Source organism: Kitasatospora sp. NPDC059812, assembly GCF_042732075.1.
Lineage (GTDB): Bacteria > Actinomycetota > Actinomycetes > Streptomycetales > Streptomycetaceae > Kitasatospora.
Genome location: NZ_JBHWIO010000076.1, coordinates 8,118 through 29,722 on the forward strand (window position 1 = coordinate 8,118; position 21,605 = coordinate 29,722).

Sequence of the window (21,605 nt, forward strand, 5' to 3'; positions counted from 1 at the left end):
GCCCCGGGGGTCCCGCCCCCCCGGGGGGGGGGGGCGGGGGGGGGGGCCCCGGGGGGGGGGGGCCGGGGGGGCCCCCCCCCCCCGGGGGGGGGGGGGCGGGGCGCGGGCGGTGCGGTAGGTGGCTCAGGACCCGGCGCAGGCGCTGGTCACGTCGCCGGCGGCGTCGGTGATCGCCCCGATGTCGGGCATCTTGCCCTTGGAGACGTTGTCCTGGGCGCTGGAGACGGCCTTGTTCAGCTTGTCGGTGGCCTTGTCGAGCTTGTCCCCGCTGTTGTGGTCGCGGAGCTTCTTGATGTCGTCGCCGACCTTCTTCAGGGCGTCGGCGGTGTGCTTGCGGCGCTCCTGGTCGGTGAGTTGGCCGACGTTGATGGCCGATGAGGCGAGGTCCTGGATGTCGCCGGTGATGCTGACGGCCTGTTTGCCGCAGTCGAGTGCCTGGTCGACGTCCTTGCACGCGCTGAGTAGTGGAGCGGTGGCGAGCAGCGCGAGTGCGGCGGCGGCCAGTCGGTACGGTTTCCTTGTCATGTCTGTATCCCTCCCGCCGGCAACAACGCCTGATCGCCCACTCGTGGTTCCGCCCGATCGGGTGAATCATGGGTGAACCTTTACTGTCGGCCAGGAACGGGAGTTGATGGAACATCAGATTCCGGGCTCGAATTCGCCGAATTCGCCGATGTCACCGACTTCACGTCAGAGGCCCTGCCTCATGACGTGAAGTCGGCTGCGGGTGCTACCGGTTGGCCGGTTCGGACAGGTCGCGCACCAGTCCGGCGAGGGTCGGGGTGTCGACCCCGTGCGCGGCGGCGGCCCGCAGGACGGCGCCGCCGATGGCGTCCAGTTCGATCGGACGGCCGGCCTCCACGTCGCGCTGCATCGAGGACTTCATCGACCCGGGCACCCGGTCGAAGGCGGTGAGCAGTGCCTGTGCGTCCGCCGGGGCGCCCGCCGCGCCGGAGACGGCCGCGATCTCGTCGAGGACGGTGAGCAGTTCGGACCGGTGCTCGGTGCGCACGACGCCGACCTCGCTGCGGTGGCGGGTGGTGAGCAGCGCGAACGGGGCGAGGAAGGAGAGCTTGCTCCAGAGCATCGCGGTCTCGTCCTCGCGCAGCGTGACATCGAGGCCGGCGCGCCGCAGCCGATCGGCCAAGTCCGCTACCGGTCCGGCCAGTTCGAGCACCGCGAAGGGGCTGGTGTGCTCGATCAGCCCGGGCGCGGTCCGAGTGGCCTCGACCCGGATCGTGCCGGCCGCGACCTGCCCGGCCGGGTAGCGCTCGCGCAGCGCCGCGACGTGGTCGATTCCGTTGAGCAGCGGTACCACGACGGCGGAGCCGAGGGCCTGCGGCGGCATCCGGTCGAGCGCGTCGGCCAGCGCCGTCGCCTTGACGGTCACGAACGCGGCGTCGACCGGCTCGCGCAGTTCGGTGGAGGCTTCGACCCGGGCGGTGAAATCGCCGAACTGCCCACTGCGGACGTGCAGTCCGTCCCGGTTGAGGACGGCGGCGGTCTCCTCGCCGGCCAGGCAGATCACCCGGTGCCCGGCGCGCGCGAGCAGGCCGCCGATCAGGCCGCCGACGCCGCCAGGTCCGAGGACGGCGATGGTCGAGGGAGTGGTCGCGGGGGTGGTGGTCATGTCGACTCCTGGTGAGGGGGTGAGGGGTGGTGGGTTTCCGAGGAACGGCCCGACGAACCGGCCCCGAGGAACCGGCCGGTGGGTGCCACGGCCCGGCGGCCCGGTCATGGCGCCGCCTCGTCCGGGGCGGCGGGGGCCGAGGAGGAGAGGGAGACGAGGCCGAAGGTGAACGGCGGTTCGTGGCGCGGCTTCCGCCCGCCGGCCGGGGTCCAGCGCACGGGGGTGTTTCGGCTGAGGCGCAGCGTGTCGTACCGGACGTTGCCGTGGACGGGGTCGGGGACGGGCAGGCCTTCGGCGCGCAGCGCCTCGACCACCTCGTGGGCCGGCCAGCCGAAGACGTCGATGCCGTGGAGGCCGACCGGGCAGGCGGCCGTACCCTCCACCGGCTCCACCGGGCAGCGCGACAGGAAGACGGCCCGGAGGTGCTCGCCCTGGCCCGAGCAGAGGGTGACGCCGACCCCGGGCAGGGTGAAGTGCAGCGCCCAGTTGGAGCCGCAGACGAAGGTGGGGTGTACACCGCCCGGGAGCGCCTCGCGGTGCGGGGCCAGCAGGCGGCGGACCGTCGCCTCGGTGAGGCCGAAGCGCAGTTCGGGCAGCGGCGCAGGCAGGCGGACGCCGTGGCCGGGCAGCAGGTCGATGGTCACCCGTTCATGATCCCTCGTCGGATGGGCGGCGCGGGGCCCGGGGCGGGTGAGGCTCGGCTCGCGGGCGTACCGCGGCGGTGGCCCGAGCCGCGTCCTGCCGTCGGGCGTCGCGGCCGGTGAGCGGCGGCACCGACTCGCCGGGCGGGAGGCCGGCGGGCCCACCGCCCACCATTGCCGGGTCAGCGGGCCGTCAGGCCGTTCAGCGCGTCGGTGACCTGACGGGCGAGGGCGGGCGGCAGCGCGGCGTAGCCCGACTGCGTCGCGGCCGGCTGGCCGGCGGCGCTCACCGCGTGGGAGAGCAGGCCTGCCACTGCCCGGGTCGGGTGGTTGCCGAGGTTGTCCGGTGCGTCGGTGCCGCAGAACACCGCGTAGCCGACCTGGACGAGCGGGTACGCGCCGGAGCCGGGGTTCGCGTAGTCGACGTCGACTGTCAGGTCGGCGCCCGTGCCGGTGACCTTGGCGCCGACCAGGGCAGCGGTGGCGGCCTCGGTGGTGGCGGCCACCGGGCCGGAGCCGGCGGACAGTTTGGCGGTCCGCAACCCGTCGGCGTCCTTGAGCGGAAGGAAGGCGATCGTGCCGGACTTGCCGGCCACCGTCGGGTGGACGGCGCCGAGGTCACCGACCGTCAGACCGCCCATCGCCTGGGCGGGCCAGGAGTGGGCGACCGTCGGGTACGGCCAGGCGGCGGGCGCGGCCTTGGCGAGGTAGCGGGTGAAGCCGAGCGTGATCGGCGACACGCCCGACGGGTGGACCGCGGTGATGGCCGTGTCGGGCAGCACCCGGCCGGGGTTGAGCGTGGCGATCGCAGGGTCCCGCCAGCTGGTGATCTGGCTGTTGAAGATCCGGGCCACCGTCGGGGCGTCCAGTACCAGCGAGTCGAGCCCGGGGACGTTGTAGACGACGGCGATCGGCAGGGCGGCGAGCGGGAGTTGGGCGGGCCGGGCGGCCGTGCACCGCTTGCCGAGGTCGGCGGCCTCGTCGCCGAGGGGTGCGTCGTCGAGGGTGACGGCGTCGACCTGGCCGGCGACGAACTGCTGGCCGGCGGTGCCGCTCACGTCGGTGGCGGTCACGTTCGCGGTGGGGCACGCCTGGTGGTAGTCGGCCGTCCAACGGCTCATGACGGTCTCCAACGGGCCGTCTCCGCCCACGACAGCGCGGGCCGAGGGGCAGTCGGGCGGGCCTGACTGGCCTGAGTGGCCTGATTGGCCGGGAGTGGACGGCGCCGAGGCGGCCGGGGGCAGGGCACCGGCACCGCCGTTGTCCTTCTCCTTCTGCCGTAGCAGGACGGCCGTGCCGCCGGCCGCGGCCAACACGACGGCGACCGCGACGACGAGCGCGGCCGTCCGGCGGCGGGGCCGGGGGACGGCGGGGCCGGTCGGTGCCGGTATGACGGGGGGCCCGGCGGGCGGGGGGAAGGCGGGCGGGGGGAAGGCGGGCGCGAGGGGTGCCGAGCGGACGTCCGGCTCGGTCGGAACGGGCGGCACGGCGGGCCGCTCCCACACGGTCGCGGGCCGGGTGTCGGGCGCGGCCGGGGGAGGCTCCACGCCCGCGACGGACCACGTCAGCAACGTCTCCAGGGTGGGCCGTCGCGCCGGCTCCTTGGCGAGGCAGGCCGCGACCATCGGGAGCAGCTCCGCCGCCAGCCCGGCGAGGGCCGGCTCCTCGTAGACGACCCGGAAGCCCACCGCGTGCGAGGAGTCCGAGCCGAACGGACCGCGCCCGGTGCCCGCGAAGGCCAGTACCGAACCGAGCGCGAACACGTCGGTGGCCGGGCTGGTGTCGCCGTGCCGGAACTGCTCCGGCGCCATGAACGGCGGTGTGCCGACGGCGACTCCGGTGCTGGTGAGCTGGGTGCCGTCCAGGGCGCGGGCGATGCCGAAGTCGATCACGCGGGGGCCGTCCTCGGCGAGCAGGACGTTGCCGGGCTTGAGGTCCCGGTGCACCAGCCCGGCGCGATGGATGTCCCGCAGCGCCTCCGCGAGGCCCGTCGCCAGCCGCCGTACCTCCGGCGGGCTCAACGGGCCCTGCCGGGCGATCCGTTCGGCCAGCGAAGGGCCCGGGACGTACAGGGTGGCCAGCCAGGGCGACGGGGCGTCGGGGTCCGCGTCGACGACGGGCGCGGTGAACGCCCCGCTCACCCGGCGGGCGGCCTCGACCTCGTGCCGGAACCGGGCCCGGAACTCTTCGTCCCCGGCGAGCTCGGGGCGGATCACCTTGAGTGCCACCTGCCGCCCGGACAGCGACCGCGCGCGGTACACGACGCCCATGCCGCCCGCACCGATCCGGCCCTCCAGCCGGTACCCGCCGATCTCGCGCGGATCGTTCTCCAGCAAGGTCACGTGACCCCCGTCCTCAGACATCCGTCCCCCGGTCAAACGGGGGCCAGCCTAGTACCGCACCGGCGGGCGCCGTGACAGTGGCTCGGGTCGGTCGACCGCGACCTCGACCTCGATGGCACTGAGGTGGGAGGGGACCGGGACGGCCTCGACCCGACGTACGTGTCCTGGGTCCGGAGGTAGGACCACCTGCGGGGTTCGGTTTTCCGAACCCCGAATTGGGGGGCCAGCCCAATCGATTGTGCGGCCGTTCATGTCCAGGATGGAGGGCATGAACGGGATGACGACAGCCGCCGTGGCGGCGAGCGGTGAGGTGGCGGGCGCGGCCCTGACCGGGGACGGGCTGCACCGGGAGTACGGGCGGGGCGCGGCCGCCGTCCGGGCGCTGCGGGGGGTGTCCGTGGCCTTCGCGCCGGGGACGTTCACGGCGGTGATGGGGCCCTCGGGTTCCGGCAAGACGACGCTGCTGCACTGCCTCGCGGGGATGGACCGCCCCACCCGGGGCATCGTCCGCTGGGGTGGGACGGAGGTGTCCCGGCTGCCCGAGCGGCGGCTCGCGCAGCTGCGCCGCACCAGGGTGGGGTTCGTGTTCCAGGCGTTCAACCTGATGCCCGCGATGACCGTCGCGCAGAACGTCGAACTTCCCGGGCGGCTCGCGGGGGCGCGGCCGGACCGGGCGCAGGTGCGGGAGGCGCTCGCCAGGGTCGGCCTGTCCGGGCGGGAGCGGCACCGGCCCGGGCAGCTGTCCGGCGGCCAGCAGCAGCGGGTGGCGATCGCCCGGGCGCTGGTCGCGCGGCCGGCCGTGCTGTTCGCGGACGAGCCGACCGGCGCGCTCGACCGGGCGACCGGGCACGACGTCCTCGACCTGCTGCGTTCCGGTGTGGACCTGGACGGGCGGACGTGTGTGATGGTCACCCACGATCCGGTGGCCGCCGGCTACGCGGACCGCGTGCTGCTGCTGGCCGACGGGCTGATGGTGGACGAGCTCGACCGGCCGACCGCCGCACAGGTCGGCGAGCGGCTGAGCCGGCTGGGCGGGGGAGCACGATGAGCCCCGTCCTCTCCCTGGCGGCCGGCCAGATCCGGCGCCGACCGGCCTCCTTCGCCGGGCTGGCGGTGGCGCTGTTCCTGGCGGTGGCGACGGTGACGCTGTTCGGCTCGCTGGTCGCCGCCCAGGCCACGGCCCCCGCCGCGGTGGCCCGCCGGGCGGTGGCCGGGCCGGGCCTGCTGCTGATCGCGGGGGCGTTCGGTGAGATCGCCGTCCTGGTCGCGCTGTTCGTCGTGGTCAACGCGCTCGGCTTCACCCTCCGTCAGCAGCACCGCGACCTCGCCCTGCTGCGGACGGTCGCCGCGACACCCCGTCAGGTGCGTCGGCTGGTGCGGGCCCAGGTCGCGGCGACCATCCTGCTGATAGCCGTGCCCGGCGGCGCGGCGGGCACCCTCGCCGCCCGGGGCTTCCTCGCCGCGCTCCAACGGCGCGGGCTGGCCGCGCCCGGCCTGCGGATCCCCGGGACGCCGGTGCCGATGCTGGTCGCACTGGCGGTGGCGCTGCTGGTCGGCCTGGCCGCCACCGCCCTCGCCGCCCGACGGATCACCCGGCTCACCCCGGCCGCCGCGCTGACCGCCGACACCTCGGGCCAGCGGCGGGCGGGCGTGCTGCGGGTGCTGGCCGGGCTGGCCGTCCTGGCGGGCGGGGTGCTGCTGCTGCGGCTCGCCGCCACCAGAGGGGCCGGCGAACTGGACAAGGCGGGGCAGGCGACCATGCTCGGCTCGCTGGTGCTGCTGATCGCCCTCGCGCTGCTCGGGCCACTCGCCGCACGGGCCGTGGCCGCCGTGCTCGGCGCGCCGGTACGGGTGCTGGCCCCCGGGGCGGGCTGGCTCGCCGACGCCAACCTGCGCGGCTACGCGGCCCGGCTCTCCTCGGCCGTGGTGCCGGTCGCGCTCCTGGTCGGGCTGTCGGGCACCATGTTGATCATGACGAGCACCGCCGAGCACGTGGTCCGTACGACCGGCGCCACGACCAGCGTCACCAAGGCGACGGACGTCTGGCTGCGCGAGGCGGAACTGGGGATGCTGGTCTGCTTCTCAGCCGTCTCCACCGTCAACACGCTGGTCGCCCTGACGGCCGACCGGTGGCGCGAGTTCGCGCTACTGCGCCTGGTCGGCGCGACCAGGCGGCAACTGCTGCGGATGCTGTCCGTCGAGGCGGCCCTCACCACGGCGGTCGGCGTGCTGCTGGGTGCGGCGGTGGCGGCCGTCGCCACGGGGGCGTTCGCCCGGGCGGTGACGGGGTCGGTGCTGCCGGTGGTGCCCGGCGCTGCGTGCGGCTGGGTGGTGGCGGGCGCGGCGGCGCTGACGGTACCGGGGATCCTGGGCACCGGCCTGCGGGCGATCCGGGGGCGCGCGGTCGAGGCGGTCGGCGGTGAGCGGGGGTGAGCGGGGGTGAGCGGGCCCTTCGCCAGGTGCGGCGGGGTCGGGTCGAAGCCGCCTGGGTGTGTTGTCGAGGCGGTGAGTGCGGTGAGTGGGAGTGGTGAGGTGGACGGTGGCTGAGCGTCGGCGGTATCTGTCGGTGTGCGGTGGCGAATTGGCCTTCGCGCTGCTCGGGCTGCCCATCGGCGTGCTCGGCGGGGTCTACGCCGTGGCCATGCTCTATGCCGGGGCGTTGCTCTCGCTCACCGTGCTCGGGCTGCCGTTCGTGGTGGCCGCCCTGGCTGGGGCGCGCGGGTTGGGCGGGCTGCACCGGCGACTGGTCGGGCGGCTGCTCGGCGAGCCGGTGCCGGCCCCGGGGGCGCTGCCCCGGCCGTCCGGGGCGATCGCCCGGGGCCGGGCGGTGCTGACCGACCCGGTGGCCTGGCGGGCACTGCTCTACCTGCTGCTGCGGCTGCCATTGGGGGTGCTCAGCTTCCTGGTCGCGGTCGGATTGCCGCTCAGCTGCGTCTGGTTGGTCGGCTTCCCGCTGTGGGTGCGCCTGCTGGAGTCCGGGCCGAGGCCGGTCGGCTGGCCGGACGTGGCCGGGGCCCCGGTCGGGCTCGCCGTACTGGCGGTGGTGCCGGCGGCGCTGCGGGCGGTGAGCGCGGCCAATCGGGGCCTCGCCCGGCTGCTGCTCGGCCCGGTGCGGTCGCAGGAGCGGGTGCGCGAGTTGGAGACCGCCCGGGCCACCCTGCTCGCCGAGAACACCGACCGGTTGCGCCGTCTCGAACGCGATCTGCACGACGGGACGCAGGCGCAACTGGTCGCGCTCGCCATCACGCTCTCGCTGGCCGACGACGCCCTCAGCGAGGTCACCGGCGAGGCCGTTGGCGTCGCCCAGCCCGAGCCGACCGGGCCGACCGGCCCGCCCGGCACTCCGGAGGCCGAGCGCCTGCGCACCCTGGTCGACCGGGCTCGCCGGCAGACCGACGACACCATCGCGGAACTGCGCCGGCTCACCCGGGGCATCCACCCGGTGGCGCTGGACGGCGGCCTCGCCCAGGCGCTGCCCGGGCTCACCGCCACCGCGCCGGTGCCGGTCACGGTCCGGCTGGATCTGAGGGAGCGGCCGGACGCGGCGATCGAGCAGGCCGTCTACTTCTGCGCGGCAGAGTTGCTGACCAACGTCGCCAAGCACAGCGGCGCGGCGGCGGCGGAGCTCACGGCCAGCGCAGCCGACGGGCGGGTGCGGCTGACGGTGCGCGACGACGGCCGCGGGGGCGCCGCTCCGGGCGGGGGCTCCGGCAGAGGCTCAGGTTCGGGCTCCGGTTCGGGCCTGGCGGGCCTGGCCGAGCGGCTCGCGGCGGTGGACGGGGTGCTGCGGGTGGACAGCCCGCCGGGCGGGCCGACGACTGTCACCGCCGAACTGCCGAGCAGCCTGTGACGGGTGCCCGCGGCGGGGCCGTCCACGGAACCGCTGCTCCCGGCTCAGCCGCCGTTCTCGGAGAGGTAGGTGAGGACGGCTTTCACCCGCCGGTTGTCGGCTTCGGTCGCCGGCAGGTCGAACTTGGCGAAGACGGCGGCGACGTGCTTCTCCACCGCCCGCTCCGAGACCACGAGCAGCCCGGCGATCGAGCGGTTGGAGTGACCCTGCGCCATCAGCTCCAGCACCTCCCGTTCGCGCGGGGTGAGCGCGTCGACGCGGCTGCGCCGCCCGCCGTGCATCAGGCCGTTGACGATCTCCGGGTCGAGCGCCGTGCCGCCGGCCGCGACCCGCTGCAGCGCGTCCACGAACTCCGAGGTGCGGGCCACGCGTTCCTTGAGCAGATAGCCGACGCCGGCGGCGCCACCTGCGAGCAGCCGGGCCGCCCAGGCGGTCTCGACGTGCTGGGAGAAGACCAGGATGCCGACCCCGGGCGAGGTGGAGCGGAGCTCGACGGCGGCGCGGATGCCCTCGTCGGCGTGGCTGGGCGGCATCCGGATGTCGACCACGGCCACATCGGGCCGGTGCTCGGCGACGGCGGCGACGAGTTCGGGGGCCGTTCCGGCGGTGGCGACCACGGCGCACCCGCGCGCGGTGAGGAGTTCGACCATGCCGTCCCGGAGGATCACCGAGTCCTCGGCGAGGACGACGCGGAGCTGCTTCTCGATCATGTCGCCATTATCGGTGGCGGCCGGGCCACCGCCACCGCCACCGGCACCGGCACACCACCGCCACCGGACCGGTCATGCTGCCGCTCGCCCTGCCCTGCCCGGCCGCTCGCTGCGCCGGGCGTCGGCCCTGTCATCAAAAGGATCCTGACAATCCGTCAGTTGCTGTTCCCCTGCTGCCCACGCCAGGCGTGGATGCCGGGGGCGACCTCGACCACCTCGAACGGGTAGGCGTCCCGGACGAGTTTGAGCAGGGCGCGCTGCTCGTCCAGCCAGCCGGGGGCGGGGGACAGGACGACCCGGAGGGTGACTCCGGAGTCCTCGGCGTCGGAGACGGTCACCCAGAGGCCGCCGGGCCGCCCCGGCTCGATCCGCAGCTCCGGGCCGTGCTCCTCGTCCAGCCAGCGCACTGCCTCGCGCCGCGCCAACCGTTCCAGGGCGGTTTCCCACTGCTGGAGCTGACGCTCCGTCACCAGCGTGACGAACTGCCCGCGGGCCGAGTCGGCGGTGACGGTGATCTCGCAGTCCAGCCAGTCGTGGCCGAGCAGGGAGCCCGGTGCGTGTCGCCCCAGCACCCGCACCCGTACGCTCCGGCCACCGGTGCGCCCCTCATGCCCGGTGGCGTCGTCGGTGCCGGGGCGGTCCGTCAGTCTGATCAACTCGTTCTGGTGCGAAGCGACTTCACGCACGGTGTACTCCCGGTCACTGCGAATCCAAGGGCTGACATCCTCGCGCAGGTGTTCGTCCGGTGCCAGTCCGTGGGAGGGGTTCGTCTCCGACGTGCCGACGGGGCCCCGCCCCCCCGGCGGGGGGGCGGGGGGCGGGGGCGGGGGGGGGGGGCGGCGCCCCGCGCCCGCCCCCCCCCCCCCCCCCCCGGCGCCCCCCCCCCGGGGCCGGGTGGGGCGGTGGGCGGCCGGCGGTCCGTGCTGGTCAGGGCTGGTCCGCGCTGGTCGGAACTGGTCGGGGCCGGCGCGGGTCGACGGGGGCCTGTGAGTGCCGGTCAGCGCCCGTCAGCGCCCGGCAGTGCCGGTCACCGCTGGTCGGCGTGGCCGGTCAGGACGGTGGTGAAGATCGGCTCGCCGTTCTGGTGGCCGGTGACGGTGGTGGTGAGGGCGTCCGGGTCGTCACCGGGGGTGTGCCGGGCGGTGATCGTGGTGGCGGCGTCGTGCTCGGCGTACCGGTGGTAGGTGGTCGCGGCGGAGGCGGGGATGACGGTGGCCGGTGAGACGAGCGCGTTGGTGGCCTGGCGGGCGGCCTCCAGCAGGACCATGCCGGGGACGTGGTCGTTGGCGTGGTCGAAGAGGATCGGGTGCCAGGGATCGGGGGTGAGGTGCCAGGTCCCGGGTGCGTCGGCCGGGGTCAGGACGACGTCGCAGGGGCGGATCCGGCCCACTCGGCCCGGGGCCAGCGGCTCGCCGGAGACGGCGGGCGCCGGGTCGGCCTCGCGGCGGGCCCCGCGTAGCCGCCGGTAGGTGGAGTCCGGCACGGTGGTGAACCGGGTGTGTCCGGTGGCGGCGAGGTGGGCGCCGCGTCGGATGACGGCGCTGAGGGTGAAGTCGATGGTGGTGCCGCTCCGGCGCGGCTGCGGGACGAGTCTGGCCTCGATGCTGAGGTCGGTGGGCGCCGCGCCGATGAGCAGTTGGCGGGGGCGGGTGGTGTAGTCGAGGTTCCACATCATGAACTTGTGGTCGAGCGGGACGCCGAACCGGGTGTGCGCGAGGTAGAGCCCGGCTTGGCGGATCGTTTCAGCGGTCTGGATCGGGTCGTGCCGGGTTCCGTCGGGGGTGGTGAAGAAGGTATGGGCGCGCGGCCACTGCGCGGTGACGGCGAAGGTCGTCTCGTTCAGCTGCTCGCTGCCGGTGAGGAAGACCTCGGCGTGGCAGGCCCGGTGGACGTACTCCTTGGCAACGGTGCTGGTCAGGCGCGGTGCCGGTCCGGTCGGCACGGACGGCCCGGCGGTGTGGCCGGGGGTGGTGCCGTGGTCCGCGCCGGCGGCGCGGGAGATGGCGGGGGCGCGGTAGGCAAGCAGGGTCATGGGAGCGCTCCGGAAGGCCGTGGCGGGCGGGGTGGGCTGCTCAGGGCTCGTAAGATACGTACCTTCCGGTTTGGTTTTCAAGGAGCCCGAACGAAGGTTCGTTGGCGGCCGAGCGTGGTCGGGTGGTCGCTCCAGGTGCCGTGTGACGGCCGTCCGGGTGGACCGAGCCTGGGGTGGATGCCGCCTGGCCTGCAAAGGAATCCCCAAAAGTGGGATGACAGGTGCATTATCACAGCGGGCCGTTTTCGGTGGGATGCGGCCAGAAGTGGGGAGCCGGATTCCGGCTCTGTCGGCTGGGGGAAGGGTGGCGGTCGCTTTTCCGCCCTGTGCCGTCCACGCGGTTTTCCTTCGCTCGAAGGCGGGTGCATGCGACCTGGGGAGGAGGGATCGCCGGTTGACCGGCGGGTAAGATACAGGGTGTTTGGTTTTGTTTGTCGAGCGGTTCAGGCGGGGTGGTTGCGGTGGTGCGGCAGGAGCGGGCGATCCGGACGCGTCGGCTGATCCTGGAGGCGGCGGCCTCGGTCTTCGACGAGCACGGGTACGAGGGTGCGACGATCGGCGAGGTGGTCGCCCGCGCGGGTGTGACCCGGGGCGCGGTGTACTTCCACTTCGCGTCGAAGCGGGAGCTCGCGCAGGGCGTCGTGGAGGAGCAGTTCGGTCGGGACGAGATCCCCGAACGGCATTGCAAGCTCCAGGAGTTCGTCGACCTGGGGATGGTCGTCGCGCATCTCATGCCGCGTGACCCGCTGCTGAGCGCGGGCGCGCGGCTCTCGCTCGGCCAGGACGTGTTCGGCGACCTCGGCGGCGGCGCGATCCCCGGCTGGATCGCCCGGCTGGGGGCGGTGCTGACGGCGGCCGGCGAGCGGGGCGAACTGCTGCCGCACGTGCTGCCGGCCGAGACGGCGTGGCTGGTGACGGGTGCCTGGACGGGTGTGCAGATCCAGTCCCAGAAGATGTCCGGCCGGGCGGATCTGGAGCGCCGGGTGGCCGTGCTGTACCGGCACGTGATGCCGAGCATCACCGTCCCCGGGGTGCTGGCCACGCTGGACCTGGGCTCGGACCGTGGTGAGCGGGTGGTGGCCGAGCTGGCGGCGGCCCGTGCGGGCGGGGCCTGAGAGTGTGCGTCCGGGGTTGACGCGGCGGCGCTCGCGGCGGCGGTCATTCCGGTTGGTCGAAGCAGTCCGGAGCTCGATTGTCCGTTCAAAAACAAACAGCTCGTTCGGTTTTGTATTGACAAACCGTCCGTCCTGTTTTTGGATGAGCACCCGGTGCTCGGCTGTGCGGTAGCCGTAGCACCGGCCGGCCGGTGGCCGTCGGGGTCGCCGATCCGTCTGGATTGGGGTGGACGTCATGGAGATCCGGGTGTTAGGGGCCTTGGGGGTCCAGGTGTGCGGGGTGTCGGTGGTGCCCTCGGCGCCGAAGCCACGGCAAGTGCTCGCCCTGCTGGCCCTGCGCGCCGACCAGGTCATCTCGGCGGGCGTCCTCGCCGAGGAACTGTGGTCCGGCCATCCGCCGCGCAGCGCGCGCACCACCGTCCAGACCTACGTCCTCCAACTGCGCGACCTCATCGACCGGGCGCTCGCCCACCGCGATGACGCCGGGGGAGCGTGCGGAGCCAAGGACGTCCTGGTGACCTCGCCCGGCGGCTACCGGCTCGACAGCGGCGGCGGACTGGTCGACCTCCAGGAGTTCGACCGCCTCGCGGGCCTCGGCTACCGGGCCATGGACGGCGGCGACTTCCCGCTCGCCGCCCGCCAGTTGGGCGAGGCGCTCGGTCTGTGGCGCGGTCCGGCCTTCGCCGACATCCCGCTCGGCGGTCAACTCGCCGTCGAGGCCAAGCGGTTGGAGGAGACCCGGCTCTGCGCCCTGGACCAGCGGATCGAGGCCGACCTGCGGCTGGGCCGCCACCGCGTCCTGCTCGCCGAACTCACCGTCCTGGTCGACCGCTACCGCACCCACGAGAGCCTGCACGGCCAGTACATGATCGCCCTGCACCGCTCCGGCCGACGGGGCGAGGCCCTGGAGGCATACCAGCGCCTGCGCAACACCCTGGTACGGGAGTTGGGCATGGAACCCTCGGCCGGACTGCGACGGCTCCAGCGCTCCATCCTGCTCGCCAACCCCGATCGCCCCGAGCCCGACCGCGCCGCCGGCCCCGCCACCCCCGCCGGCCCCGCCACCCCCGCCGACCGGACCCCGCCCCGCACCACCCGGCTCACCCGCGTCGGCTGAGCCCACGGCGGCGGCCCGCCGCATCGCTGACGAAGACCCTAGATCTGCTCCGGCCGGGGGCGGCCGGTCAGGCCGAGGTAGTGGCCGAGCCGGGCGGCCGCGTCGAGCATGGCCAGGCCCTGGGCGGTGAGCCTGCGCTGCCAGCCGTCGAGGGCGTCGGCCAGGGAGGCCGTGCCGCCGGCCGTCCGCACCTGTCGGAGCACGGTGGCGATGTGGTCCAGCGGGTAGCCGCCGCGCCGGAGCAGGTGGGCGAGTTCGGCGTCGCGGATGTCGTCGGCGCGGAAGACGCGGTGTCCGGTGGCTTGGTCCCGGGCGGGGGCGAGGATGCCCGCGCCCTCCCAGTTGCGCACGGTCGCCGGGGTGACGCCGAGCCGGTGGGCGAGTTCGCCGATGCTCAGGACGGCACCGTCCACCGCGGGCTCCGCCGACGGGCCCGCCGCAAGATCCGCCGCAATGTCCCGCGCCGCGTCGGGCCGCGCCGCAAGGTGGTGCACGGCCTTCCGCACCGCGTCCAGGGTGTCCCGGTCGCGGAGCAGTTGGCCGTGCCCGCGGTCGATGGCCGTCAGGGCGTCGTCGAGCCCGCCCCGGTGGAGCGCGGTCATGATCCGGCCGCCGGTCGCGTGGCCGTACGCCGCGACGAGGGAGCGGTAGGCGTCGAGCGCGGCCGCGTGCACCTCGGTGTAGATCCGGTGCCGCTGGCGGTGCGTTCGGCGGGCGGGAGGAAGCCGTCCCGCTCGTAGTTGCGTACGGCCTGGGCCGAGAGGCCGTGCCCGCGGGCGAGGTCGGAGGGGCGCATGATGGTCACCGGTTTGAGGCTTCAGCGGAGGATCGGGCGGCCGGAGCAGGAAAAGTCTCAACCGTTCTTTCAAGGATACGCTTGAGGACCATGAGTCAGGACTTGCGAGACCTCGTCCCTTCGTCGTGCGCACTGCTGGCGCTCGGTGAACCCACCCACCGGGAACCGGCCTTCGCGCGGATCCGCAACGAGCTGTTCGCCCAGCTGGTCGACCGGGGATTCCGGTCGATCGCCCTCGAAACCGACCGGGTGGCCGCGCTCGCCGTGAACGACTTCGTCCAGGAGGGGGTGGGCACCCTCGACTCGGTGATGGGCGAGGGCTTCTCCCACGGCTTCGGAGAGCTGGACGGCAACCGGCGGCTGGTCGCCTGGATGCGCGAGTACAACCGGAGCCGGCCGCCGGCGGACCGTCTGGCCTTCCACGGCTTCGACGCGCAGACGGAGAACACCAGCGCACCCAGCCCGCGGCGCTATCTCGAACACGCCCGCGACTACCTCGGGCTCGACCTCGACCTCGCCGGCCTGATCGGCGACGACCAGCGCTGGAGCCGCCCCGAGGCGGTCCTGGACCCGGAGATGTCGCCCGGCGCCTCCGCCGAGGCGGAGAAGCTGCGGACGATCGCCGACGACCTGCTCACCCTGCTGTACGCGCGGGCCCCGGAACTGGTCGCGGCGACCTCGCGCGCCGAGTGGCGCAGGGCCAGGACGCACCTCACCGCCGGCCTCGGCCTGCTCCGCTACCACCGGCAGTCGGCCGAGCGCCTGGAGCCGGGCGCCCGGCTGTCCGGCCTCCTCGGCACCCGGGACGTGCTCATGGCCCAGAACCTCCTCGACATCCGCAGCGGCGAGGCCCGCCGAGGGGGAACCCTCGTCTTCGCCCACAACCTCCACCTGCAACGGCAGCCGAGCACCATGCGGCTGGCGGACATGAACCTGGCCTGGAGCGGCGCCGGCGCCATCCTGAACTCCCTGGACGAGCCGTACACCTTCGTCCCCGGCAGCCTGGGGCGCAGCGCGGCCGTCGGGCTCCAGGAGCCCGAGCCGGACACCCACGAGGGCGCGCTCCAGCGCGGGGCCGCCACCTGGGGACTGGTCGAGCCCGGTGCGGCCGCCGGCGGCCGGACGCGCACCGACACCACGCCTGATCAGGGCTACTTCCCGCTCGACCGGGCTGTCCTCGATGGGGCCGACGCGATTCTGCACATCGGCGACGGCACCGCCGCCGCCGCGTCCTGACGGGGCACCGCCGCCACGCTCTGACGTGACGTCACCACCGCCGTCGCGCTGACACGGCGGCCTGCGGAGGACGGACCCCCGGCAGCGTCAGGTACGGGCCCCCGGGCCCGGATAGGACGTCCGCAAGTGGCCCAGGAGCGCGGCCGTGGGCGGCGCGATGGGGCGGCCGGTCGGCCAGGCCAGCGCGATCCGCACCAGCGGGACGGGGTCGGTGAGCGGCCGGATCCGCAGCCCGGCGGCGGGCGGCGGATCCGGCAGCACGGCCACGCCCAGCCCGTGCGCGGCGAGTTCGGCCAGCTGCGGCGGGGCGGCCGCCTCGACCGCGACCGTGGGGCGCGCCCCGGCCGCGGCCAGGGCCTGCTCCAGCGCCGTCCGCAGGCCGGTGCCGCGCGGGGTGCTCACCAGGGCGTGCCCGGCCAGCGCGGCGACCGGCAGGGGGCCGTCCGGTCCGCCGGCCAGCGGGTGGTGCCCGGTGAAGGCGGCGACCAGCGGGGCTTCCAGCACGGTGTGCAGGGCGAGCCCGGCCAGCGTCCGCCAGCCGTCGTCGTCGTCCCGTCCGCTGGCGGCGGTGGGCAGGCCGATCACGGCGAGGTCCAAGTGCCCCTCGCGCAGCGCGCCGAGCATCCGCGCGGTACCGTCCTCGGCCAGCGAGAGGTCGATGCCCGGGTGGTCGCGGCGGAACGCGGCGAGCGTGGTGGCGAGTCCGGGGAGGTCGTCCGCCCCGGCCGGCGGGACAGGGCCCAGGGCTGCCCCGGAGACCAGCCCGAGCCGGACGTGCCCGCGCCGCAGCCCGCCGAAGTCCTGCGCCGTCTGCCGCGCCGCCGCGGCGGAGGCGAGCGCCGCCCGCGCGTGCGGGAGCACCGCCTCGCCGACCGGGGTGAGCCGGACGCCGCGCCCGCTGCGGTCCAGCAGCCGGTGGCCCAACTCCTTCTCCAGCTGCCGGATCTGGGCGCTCACCCCGGGCTGGGTGAGGTGCAGCAGCTCGGCGGCGCGGGTGAAGCTGCCCTGCTGGGCCACGGTGACGAAGTACTGGAGCTGCCGGAGTTCCATAACTTCTGATGATAGGTGGAAGAACTCCCCGGTCTTGGACGTACGGAGGGCCCCGGCCGCAGGCTGGAGGCATGGAAACCGTGCAGCACGACCAGGGCGTCGACTGGGTCCGCGAACAGATCGCGGCCGAACGCCGGGAACTCGCCGGGGTGTTCACCACCTTTACCCGGGACCAGTGGAACTCCCCGTCGCTGTGCGCCGGTTGGCGCGTCCGCGAGGTCGCCGCCCACATGAGCACCGGCTTTCGCTACTCCACGGCCCGCAACCTCGCGGACCTCATGCGGGCCGGCGGCTCCCTCCACCGGATGACCGACCGGGTGGCCCGCCGCGACGCCGCCGCCCTCACCGACCGCCAACTCGCCGCCGCCCTCGCCGACCACGCCGAACACCCCTGGTGCCCCCCGGTCGGCGGCCGGATCGCCGCCCTCGGCCACGACGTCGTCCACGGCCTCGACATCACCACCGCGCTCGGCCTGCCCTCGCGCCTCCCGCTGCCTCGGGTCACCGCCCTGCTCGCCACCGTCTCCCGCCGCAGCCTGCGCTTCTTCGGTGCCCGACTCGACGGCGTCCACCTGCGGGCCACGGACACCGGCTGGGCGTACGGCGAGGGCCCGGCCGTGGTGGAGGGCCGGGCCGAACACCTCCTGCTGCTCGCCTACGGGCGCCGCCTGCCGCCCGGCCTGGTCACCGGCCCGGGCGCGGGGCGGTTCACCCTGGACGGGTAGCGGGCGCGGCCGCTCTCGGGTGTCCGGCCGTCGGCGAGAGCGCCGTGCAGGTACCGAAGCAGGTCGCCAGGCTGACCCACGGCCCCCGACCCCGGCTCCCGACCCCGCGAGGCGCCGCCGCGCGCTTCGCTCCCCGCGGCGCAGCCGGGGGCGCGCGGGGGTGAGCAGGGGTGGCTAGGATCGGAATCGCATATTCCGGATAGGCGGTGAGACGGGAAGCAAGGTCTCCGATGGCCCCGAGGTCCGAGCAGTGGCCGCCGTACGTGCGGTTCGCGCCGTGGTTGCTGATCGTCGGCGGGCTCGTCTGGAACTCCCTGGATCCCACCGACTACTGGGGCGACCCGCTCCTGGCGGCCGCCGCCGTCCTGACCGGCGCGCTGCTGACCTTGCGGGACACCCTCGCGGTGGGCGTCGCCAATGTGACCGGCATCCTCGTGCTGGCCGTGCGGGACGGCTCGATCGGCACCCAGGACGGCTACCTGGAGCTGGTGAACACGGCCTTCGCCGCGCTGCTCGGCGTCTGGGTCAACCGCGTCGTCGCCCGGCACGGGGAGCGGCTGGCGCAGGTGCGGTCGGTGGCCGAGGCCGCCCAGCGGGCGGTGCTGCCCGAGCCGCCCGCGCGGGTGGGCCGGCTGTCGGTCGCCGCCTGCTACCGGGCGGCGCAGACCGAGGCACTGATCGGCGGCGACGCGTACGCGCTGCAGGCGACCCCGTACGGCGTACGGGTGCTGATCGCGGACGTACGGGGCAAGGGGCTGCAGGCGGTCGGCGCGGTGTCGGTGCTGCTCGGCGCGTTCCGGGAGGACGCCCACCGCGCGCCGGACCTCGCGGCGCTGGCCGACGGGTTGGAGCGGGCGCTCGCCCGGGAGAGCGCGCTGCTGGCCGAGGAGGTGCGGCTGGAGGGGTTCATCACGGCACTGCTGGTCGAGTTCCCGCCGGGTGAGGACGTCGTGCGCACGCTCGACTGCGGGCACCCGGGGCCGTACCTCCTGGGCGGCCCGGACGCGGTGCGCCGGTTGGACGCCGCCGACCCGGGGCTGCCGCTCGGGATGGGCTCGCTGGGCGTGGCCCGGCCGGTGCCGCAGACCCGGCCGTTCCCGCCGGGGTGCACGCTGCTGCTGGTGACCGACGGGGTGACGGAGGCCCGGGACGCGGCCGGGGAGTTCTACGATCCGCTGCTCGCCCTGGGCCCGCTCGGCCCGTTCGACGGCCCCCAGGAGGCCGTCGACGCGCTGGTGGCGGACGTGGAGCGGTGGACGGGCGGGCCGCGGGACGACGACATGGCGGTGCTGGCGGTGACCTGCCGGGAGGCGGACTGAGCGGCGGGGCCCGGTCCGGCCCGTCCGGCGGCGCGGGTGCTTCTTCCCACGGCCTCCCGCGGCGCGGCCGATATCACGATCAGGTGACGGACAGTCAGTGTTTCGCATGATCCAGCCAAGTTGAGTGACGGCGTCCGGTGGCCGGAATGCGAATGCCCGCATAGCGGACGGCGAATTGGACGTGCGGGGCCCGCGGTGTGCCGGGTGGCCGCGCGAGTGGTCCGCCCCTGGTCGGCGGCCTGCGCGGACGTCCCGGCGGGAGCGTGTTCGGCCGTATGGGGGCCGTAAGGGCGGGCCGCGGGAGTGGCGCGATCAGGCCGACCCGTGGTTCGTCCGGAAACGGACGCGATGCTTGCCCAGTAGCGAAGTGGTGACCGAAAGTCGCACTGATGAACGAGACGCCAAGCCCCCGCCGCGACCGACTGCTCGGCCACCGCGACTTCCGACTCCTGCTCACCGGAGCCGCGACGGCCCAGACGGGCAGTCAGGTGACCCTGGTCGCGCTCCCGTTGGTGGCAGTGGTGGTGCTCGATGCCACACCCTTCGAGGTCGGCCTGCTGACCGCCGCCGAGACCGCCGCGTTCCTGCTGGTCGGCCTGCCGGCCGGCGCCTGGCTGGACCGGATGCGCAAGCTTCCGGTGCTGATCCGCGCCGACGTGGTGCGCTGCCTCGCCGTCGGGTCGATCCCGCCGGCCGCCGCGCTCGGCGTGCTGACCATGGCCCAGCTCTACCTGGTGGCGCTGGTCACCGGGGTGGCGACGGTCTTCTTCGACGTCGCCCACCAGTCCTTCCTGCCGTCCGTCCTGCCGCGCGAGCAACTGGTCGGGGGCAACGGCGCGATCGAGACGGTCCGCTCCTCGGCGCAGATCGTCGGGCCCGGGCTCGGCGGCGGCCTGGTCCAGCTGCTCGGCGCGTCGCTCGCCATCGTGGCCGACGCCGTCGGCTACCTCGCCTCCGCCCTGCTGCTCGCCCGGATCCGGGTCGAGGAGCCCCAACCGGAGCCGGCGACCGGACGGTCGCTGCGCGCCGAGGTCGCCGAGGGCGTGCGCTTCGTGCTCGGACACCCCCTGCTGCGGGCGATCGCCACCGCGACCGCCGTGTCCAACCTGTTCGCCGCCGTGCTGGCGGCCGTGCAGACGGTGTTCTGGGTGCGGGTGCTCGACCTGGCGCCGGGCGCCATCGGCCTGCTGCTGTCGGCCTCCGCCGTCGGCGGCCTGGCCGGGGCGCTGTGCGCGGGGCGGCTGGCGGCGTGGCTCGGCCAGGCCCGGCTGATCTGGCTCGCCACCGTGGTGACGGCGCCGTTCGCGCTGCTGTGGCCGCTGTCCGGCCGGGGCGCGGGCGTGGTGCTGTTCGGGATCGCCTCGGCGGTGGTGCTGTTCGGCGCGGTGGCCTACAACGTCGCCCAGGTGAGCTTCCGGCAGAGCCTGTGCCCGCCGGAGCTGCTCGGCCGGATGAACGCCACCATGCGCTTCCTGGTCTGGGGCACGCTGCCGATCGGCGCGCTCGTCGGCGGCACCGTCGCCGACGCGGCCGGACCGCGCGCCGCGCTGTGGCTGTGCGCGGCGGGCTTCCTGCTCGTCCCGGTGCCGCTGCTGCTGTCGCCGCTGCGCCGGCTGCGGGACCTCCCGGCCGACACCGCCGCCACGGCCGGGGAGGAGCCCGTCGCGAGCCCCGCCGCCTGACGCACCCGGCCGCCCGACGAGCCCAGCCGCCTGACGTCCGAACCGAACCGAGACCGGAAACCGGAGACCGTTCCGTGCACGCCAGCATCACCGCCGCCTACCTCGCCCGGTACCGTTCCGCCGCCGCCGACTCCCCGATGGACCTGCTCCCGCTCACCGGCGCCCAGCGGCGCTTCCTGATCACCCGCAGGCTCGCGCCGCAGGGCCGGCCCGAGGTCGTCCCGCTGTTCCACGCCTACCCGGGCGGCACCCTCGACCTGCCCCGACTGGCCCGCGCCGCCGCCGCTACCGCCGCCCGGCACCCGGCGCTGTGCGGTGGCTTCGGGACGGTGCGCGGCACGCCCGTCCTGCGGGTCGGCGCCCCCTCGGCCGAGGCCGCCCGGATCGCCGTCCCGCCCGGCGGCACCGCCGCGTCCGCCCTGCGCGAGGCCCTGCTGGACTGGCCCGCCGACGGGCCCGCGCTGCGCCTGCTGGTGGCCCGGGAGCCGGACGGCGAGGAGGAGCTGCTCGCCCTCGCGGTGGACCACGCGGCCTGCGACGAGCAGTCGCTCGGCATCCTGACCGCCGACCTCACCGACGCCTACGCCCGGGACGACCACGCCCAGGAGGCCGTCGCCGCCCCCGACCAGGACGCCCTGGCGGCCTACCGGGAGGCCGTCGAACGGCAACTGGCCGCCGAGGACGCCGCCGGCGGCCCCGCCGCACAGGCCCACTGGGGCCGCCGGCTCGGCGGCGTCACCGGGACGGGCGGGGGAGCGGCCGGCTCCACCGGCATGCTCAGCCACCGGCTGCCCGCCGCCGAGGGGGCCGCCCGCACCGCCTTCTTCCCCGCCCTGCTGGACGCCACCGCGGCCGCCGCCCACCGGCTGCACCGGACCGACGGGCAGCTCGCCCTCGGCTACCCGTGGGGCGGCCGCCCGCCCGGCGCGCCCGCCGCGCTCGGCTGCTTCCTCAACACCCTGGTGCACCCCGCCGTACCCGGCGCGGCCACCGCCCTGGAGGACCTCGCCGACGCCTGGTGGGACGACCTCGACCACGCCGACACCCCGTTCGACGAGGTGGTCCGGGCCGCCCGCACCGCCGGCGCCCCGTGGACGGGCGCCCTGGACGGCATGCTCACCCTGGAGGACCTGCACCGCCGCCCGCCGCTGGTGTTCGGCGGCGTGCCCGGCCGGGAGATCCACCTGGCCGGGCGGCCGCTCGCCGCGCCGTTCGCGGTCGCCGCCTCGCAGGGCGACGACCTGCTGGTGCGCCTCGCCTGGGACCGCGAGCGGTTCCCCGAGGACGCCGCCACCGCCGCCTTCGACGACCTGCTCGCCACGCTGCGCCGCCACCTGCGGACGGCCTGACCCGTCCGGCC

20 protein-coding genes are annotated in these 21,605 nt (G+C 75.2%); 10 read left to right on the top strand and 10 right to left on the bottom strand.

The window, feature by feature from the left end; genetic code table 11:
- Positions 1-123: 123 nt before the first annotated feature.
- The 4 genes from ACFV6D_RS29635 to ACFV6D_RS29650 all read right to left on the bottom strand — a co-directional run bounded on the left by ACFV6D_RS29635 (position 124) and on the right by ACFV6D_RS29650 (position 4,613).
- Positions 124-525, bottom strand: coding sequence for a hypothetical protein (locus ACFV6D_RS29635; RefSeq protein WP_063350735.1), 402 nt, complete (start codon positions 523-525; stop codon positions 124-126).
- 205 nt (positions 526-730) lie between these two features.
- The gene (locus ACFV6D_RS29640; RefSeq protein ID WP_380561800.1) at positions 731-1,630 is read right to left on the bottom strand and encodes a ketopantoate reductase family protein; all 900 of its coding nucleotides are present in this window, start codon (positions 1,628-1,630) and stop codon (positions 731-733) included.
- Positions 1,631-1,734: 104 nt separating this feature from the next.
- Complete coding sequence (locus ACFV6D_RS29645; RefSeq protein WP_380491648.1) at positions 1,735-2,274, bottom strand: hypothetical protein; 540 nt, start codon at positions 2,272-2,274, stop codon at positions 1,735-1,737.
- Between the two features lie 179 nt (positions 2,275-2,453).
- The gene (locus ACFV6D_RS29650; RefSeq protein WP_380561802.1) at positions 2,454-4,613 is read right to left on the bottom strand and encodes a serine/threonine-protein kinase; all 2,160 of its coding nucleotides are present in this window, start codon (positions 4,611-4,613) and stop codon (positions 2,454-2,456) included.
- A gap of 277 nt (positions 4,614-4,890) precedes the next feature.
- On the opposite strand from ACFV6D_RS29650, the gene ACFV6D_RS29655 reads away from it, so the two are divergent.
- The 3 genes from ACFV6D_RS29655 to ACFV6D_RS29665 all read left to right on the top strand — a co-directional run bounded on the left by ACFV6D_RS29655 (position 4,891) and on the right by ACFV6D_RS29665 (position 8,463).
- On the top strand, positions 4,891-5,661 hold the full coding sequence (locus tag ACFV6D_RS29655) for an ABC transporter ATP-binding protein (RefSeq protein ID WP_380480961.1): 771 nt from the start codon (positions 4,891-4,893) through the stop codon (positions 5,659-5,661).
- A complete protein-coding gene (locus ACFV6D_RS29660) occupies positions 5,658-7,046 on the top strand; it encodes an FtsX-like permease family protein (protein ID WP_380561804.1) in 1,389 nt (462 codons plus the stop codon). Before ACFV6D_RS29655 ends, ACFV6D_RS29660 begins: the two co-directional genes overlap by 4 nt.
- Positions 7,047-7,152: 106 nt before the next feature.
- A complete protein-coding gene (locus ACFV6D_RS29665; protein WP_380561806.1) occupies positions 7,153-8,463 on the top strand; it encodes a sensor histidine kinase in 1,311 nt (436 codons plus the stop codon).
- 44 nt (positions 8,464-8,507) lie between these two features.
- On the opposite strand, the gene ACFV6D_RS29670 is transcribed toward ACFV6D_RS29665, so the two are convergent.
- The 3 genes from ACFV6D_RS29670 to ACFV6D_RS29680 all read right to left on the bottom strand — a co-directional run bounded on the left by ACFV6D_RS29670 (position 8,508) and on the right by ACFV6D_RS29680 (position 11,205).
- On the bottom strand, positions 8,508-9,173 hold the full coding sequence (locus ACFV6D_RS29670; RefSeq protein WP_380561808.1) for a response regulator transcription factor: 666 nt from the start codon (positions 9,171-9,173) through the stop codon (positions 8,508-8,510).
- A gap of 155 nt (positions 9,174-9,328) precedes the next feature.
- Positions 9,329-9,859, bottom strand: coding sequence for a DUF5959 family protein (locus tag ACFV6D_RS29675; protein ID WP_380480815.1), 531 nt, complete (start codon positions 9,857-9,859; stop codon positions 9,329-9,331).
- Between the two features lie 341 nt (positions 9,860-10,200).
- Entirely contained in the window at positions 10,201-11,205 is a 1,005-nt protein-coding gene (locus tag ACFV6D_RS29680; RefSeq protein WP_380425750.1) for a ScbA/BarX family gamma-butyrolactone biosynthesis protein, read from the bottom strand.
- Between the two features lie 461 nt (positions 11,206-11,666).
- On the opposite strand from ACFV6D_RS29680, the gene ACFV6D_RS29685 reads away from it, so the two are divergent.
- Together ACFV6D_RS29685 and ACFV6D_RS29690 are read left to right on the top strand one after the other, a co-directional pair.
- Entirely contained in the window at positions 11,667-12,320 is a 654-nt protein-coding gene (locus ACFV6D_RS29685; RefSeq protein ID WP_380425752.1) for a ScbR family autoregulator-binding transcription factor, read from the top strand.
- A gap of 235 nt (positions 12,321-12,555) precedes the next feature.
- Positions 12,556-13,437 carry a BTAD domain-containing putative transcriptional regulator gene (locus tag ACFV6D_RS29690; protein WP_380377546.1) on the top strand — a complete coding sequence of 294 codons (882 nt, stop codon included), beginning with the start codon at positions 12,556-12,558 and terminating at the stop codon, positions 13,435-13,437.
- 38 nt (positions 13,438-13,475) lie between these two features.
- On the opposite strand, the gene ACFV6D_RS29695 is transcribed toward ACFV6D_RS29690, so the two are convergent.
- Positions 13,476-14,111, bottom strand: coding sequence for a TioE family transcriptional regulator (locus ACFV6D_RS29695; RefSeq protein WP_380425755.1), 636 nt, complete (start codon positions 14,109-14,111; stop codon positions 13,476-13,478).
- Complete coding sequence (locus ACFV6D_RS29700) at positions 14,036-14,233, bottom strand: MerR family DNA-binding transcriptional regulator (RefSeq protein ID WP_380425783.1); 198 nt, start codon at positions 14,231-14,233, stop codon at positions 14,036-14,038. Before ACFV6D_RS29700 ends, ACFV6D_RS29695 begins: the two co-directional genes overlap by 76 nt.
- Positions 14,234-14,323: 90 nt before the next feature.
- Here ACFV6D_RS29700 and ACFV6D_RS29705 point away from each other — a divergent pair, with 90 nt between their 5' ends.
- A complete protein-coding gene (locus tag ACFV6D_RS29705; RefSeq protein ID WP_380425757.1) occupies positions 14,324-15,469 on the top strand; it encodes an erythromycin esterase family protein in 1,146 nt (381 codons plus the stop codon).
- An 87-nt stretch (positions 15,470-15,556) separates the two neighbouring features.
- Here ACFV6D_RS29705 and ACFV6D_RS29710 read toward each other — a convergent pair whose 3' ends face one another.
- Positions 15,557-16,519, bottom strand: a complete 963-nt coding sequence (locus tag ACFV6D_RS29710; RefSeq protein ID WP_380344746.1) for a LysR family transcriptional regulator — start codon at positions 16,517-16,519, stop codon at positions 15,557-15,559.
- A gap of 71 nt (positions 16,520-16,590) precedes the next feature.
- Here ACFV6D_RS29710 and ACFV6D_RS29715 point away from each other — a divergent pair, with 71 nt between their 5' ends.
- The 4 genes from ACFV6D_RS29715 to ACFV6D_RS29730 all read left to right on the top strand — a co-directional run bounded on the left by ACFV6D_RS29715 (position 16,591) and on the right by ACFV6D_RS29730 (position 21,594).
- Complete coding sequence (locus ACFV6D_RS29715) at positions 16,591-17,244, top strand: maleylpyruvate isomerase family mycothiol-dependent enzyme (protein WP_380425759.1); 654 nt, start codon at positions 16,591-16,593, stop codon at positions 17,242-17,244.
- A 230-nt stretch (positions 17,245-17,474) separates the two neighbouring features.
- Complete coding sequence (locus ACFV6D_RS29720) at positions 17,475-18,563, top strand: PP2C family protein-serine/threonine phosphatase (RefSeq protein ID WP_063350747.1); 1,089 nt, start codon at positions 17,475-17,477, stop codon at positions 18,561-18,563.
- A 389-nt stretch (positions 18,564-18,952) separates the two neighbouring features.
- A complete protein-coding gene (locus tag ACFV6D_RS29725; protein WP_380425761.1) occupies positions 18,953-20,245 on the top strand; it encodes an MFS transporter in 1,293 nt (430 codons plus the stop codon).
- 74 nt (positions 20,246-20,319) lie between these two features.
- Positions 20,320-21,594: a non-ribosomal peptide synthetase gene (locus tag ACFV6D_RS29730; protein WP_380425763.1), complete on the top strand. Its 1,275-nt coding sequence runs from the start codon at positions 20,320-20,322 to the stop codon at positions 21,592-21,594.
- Positions 21,595-21,605 lie beyond the last annotated feature (11 nt).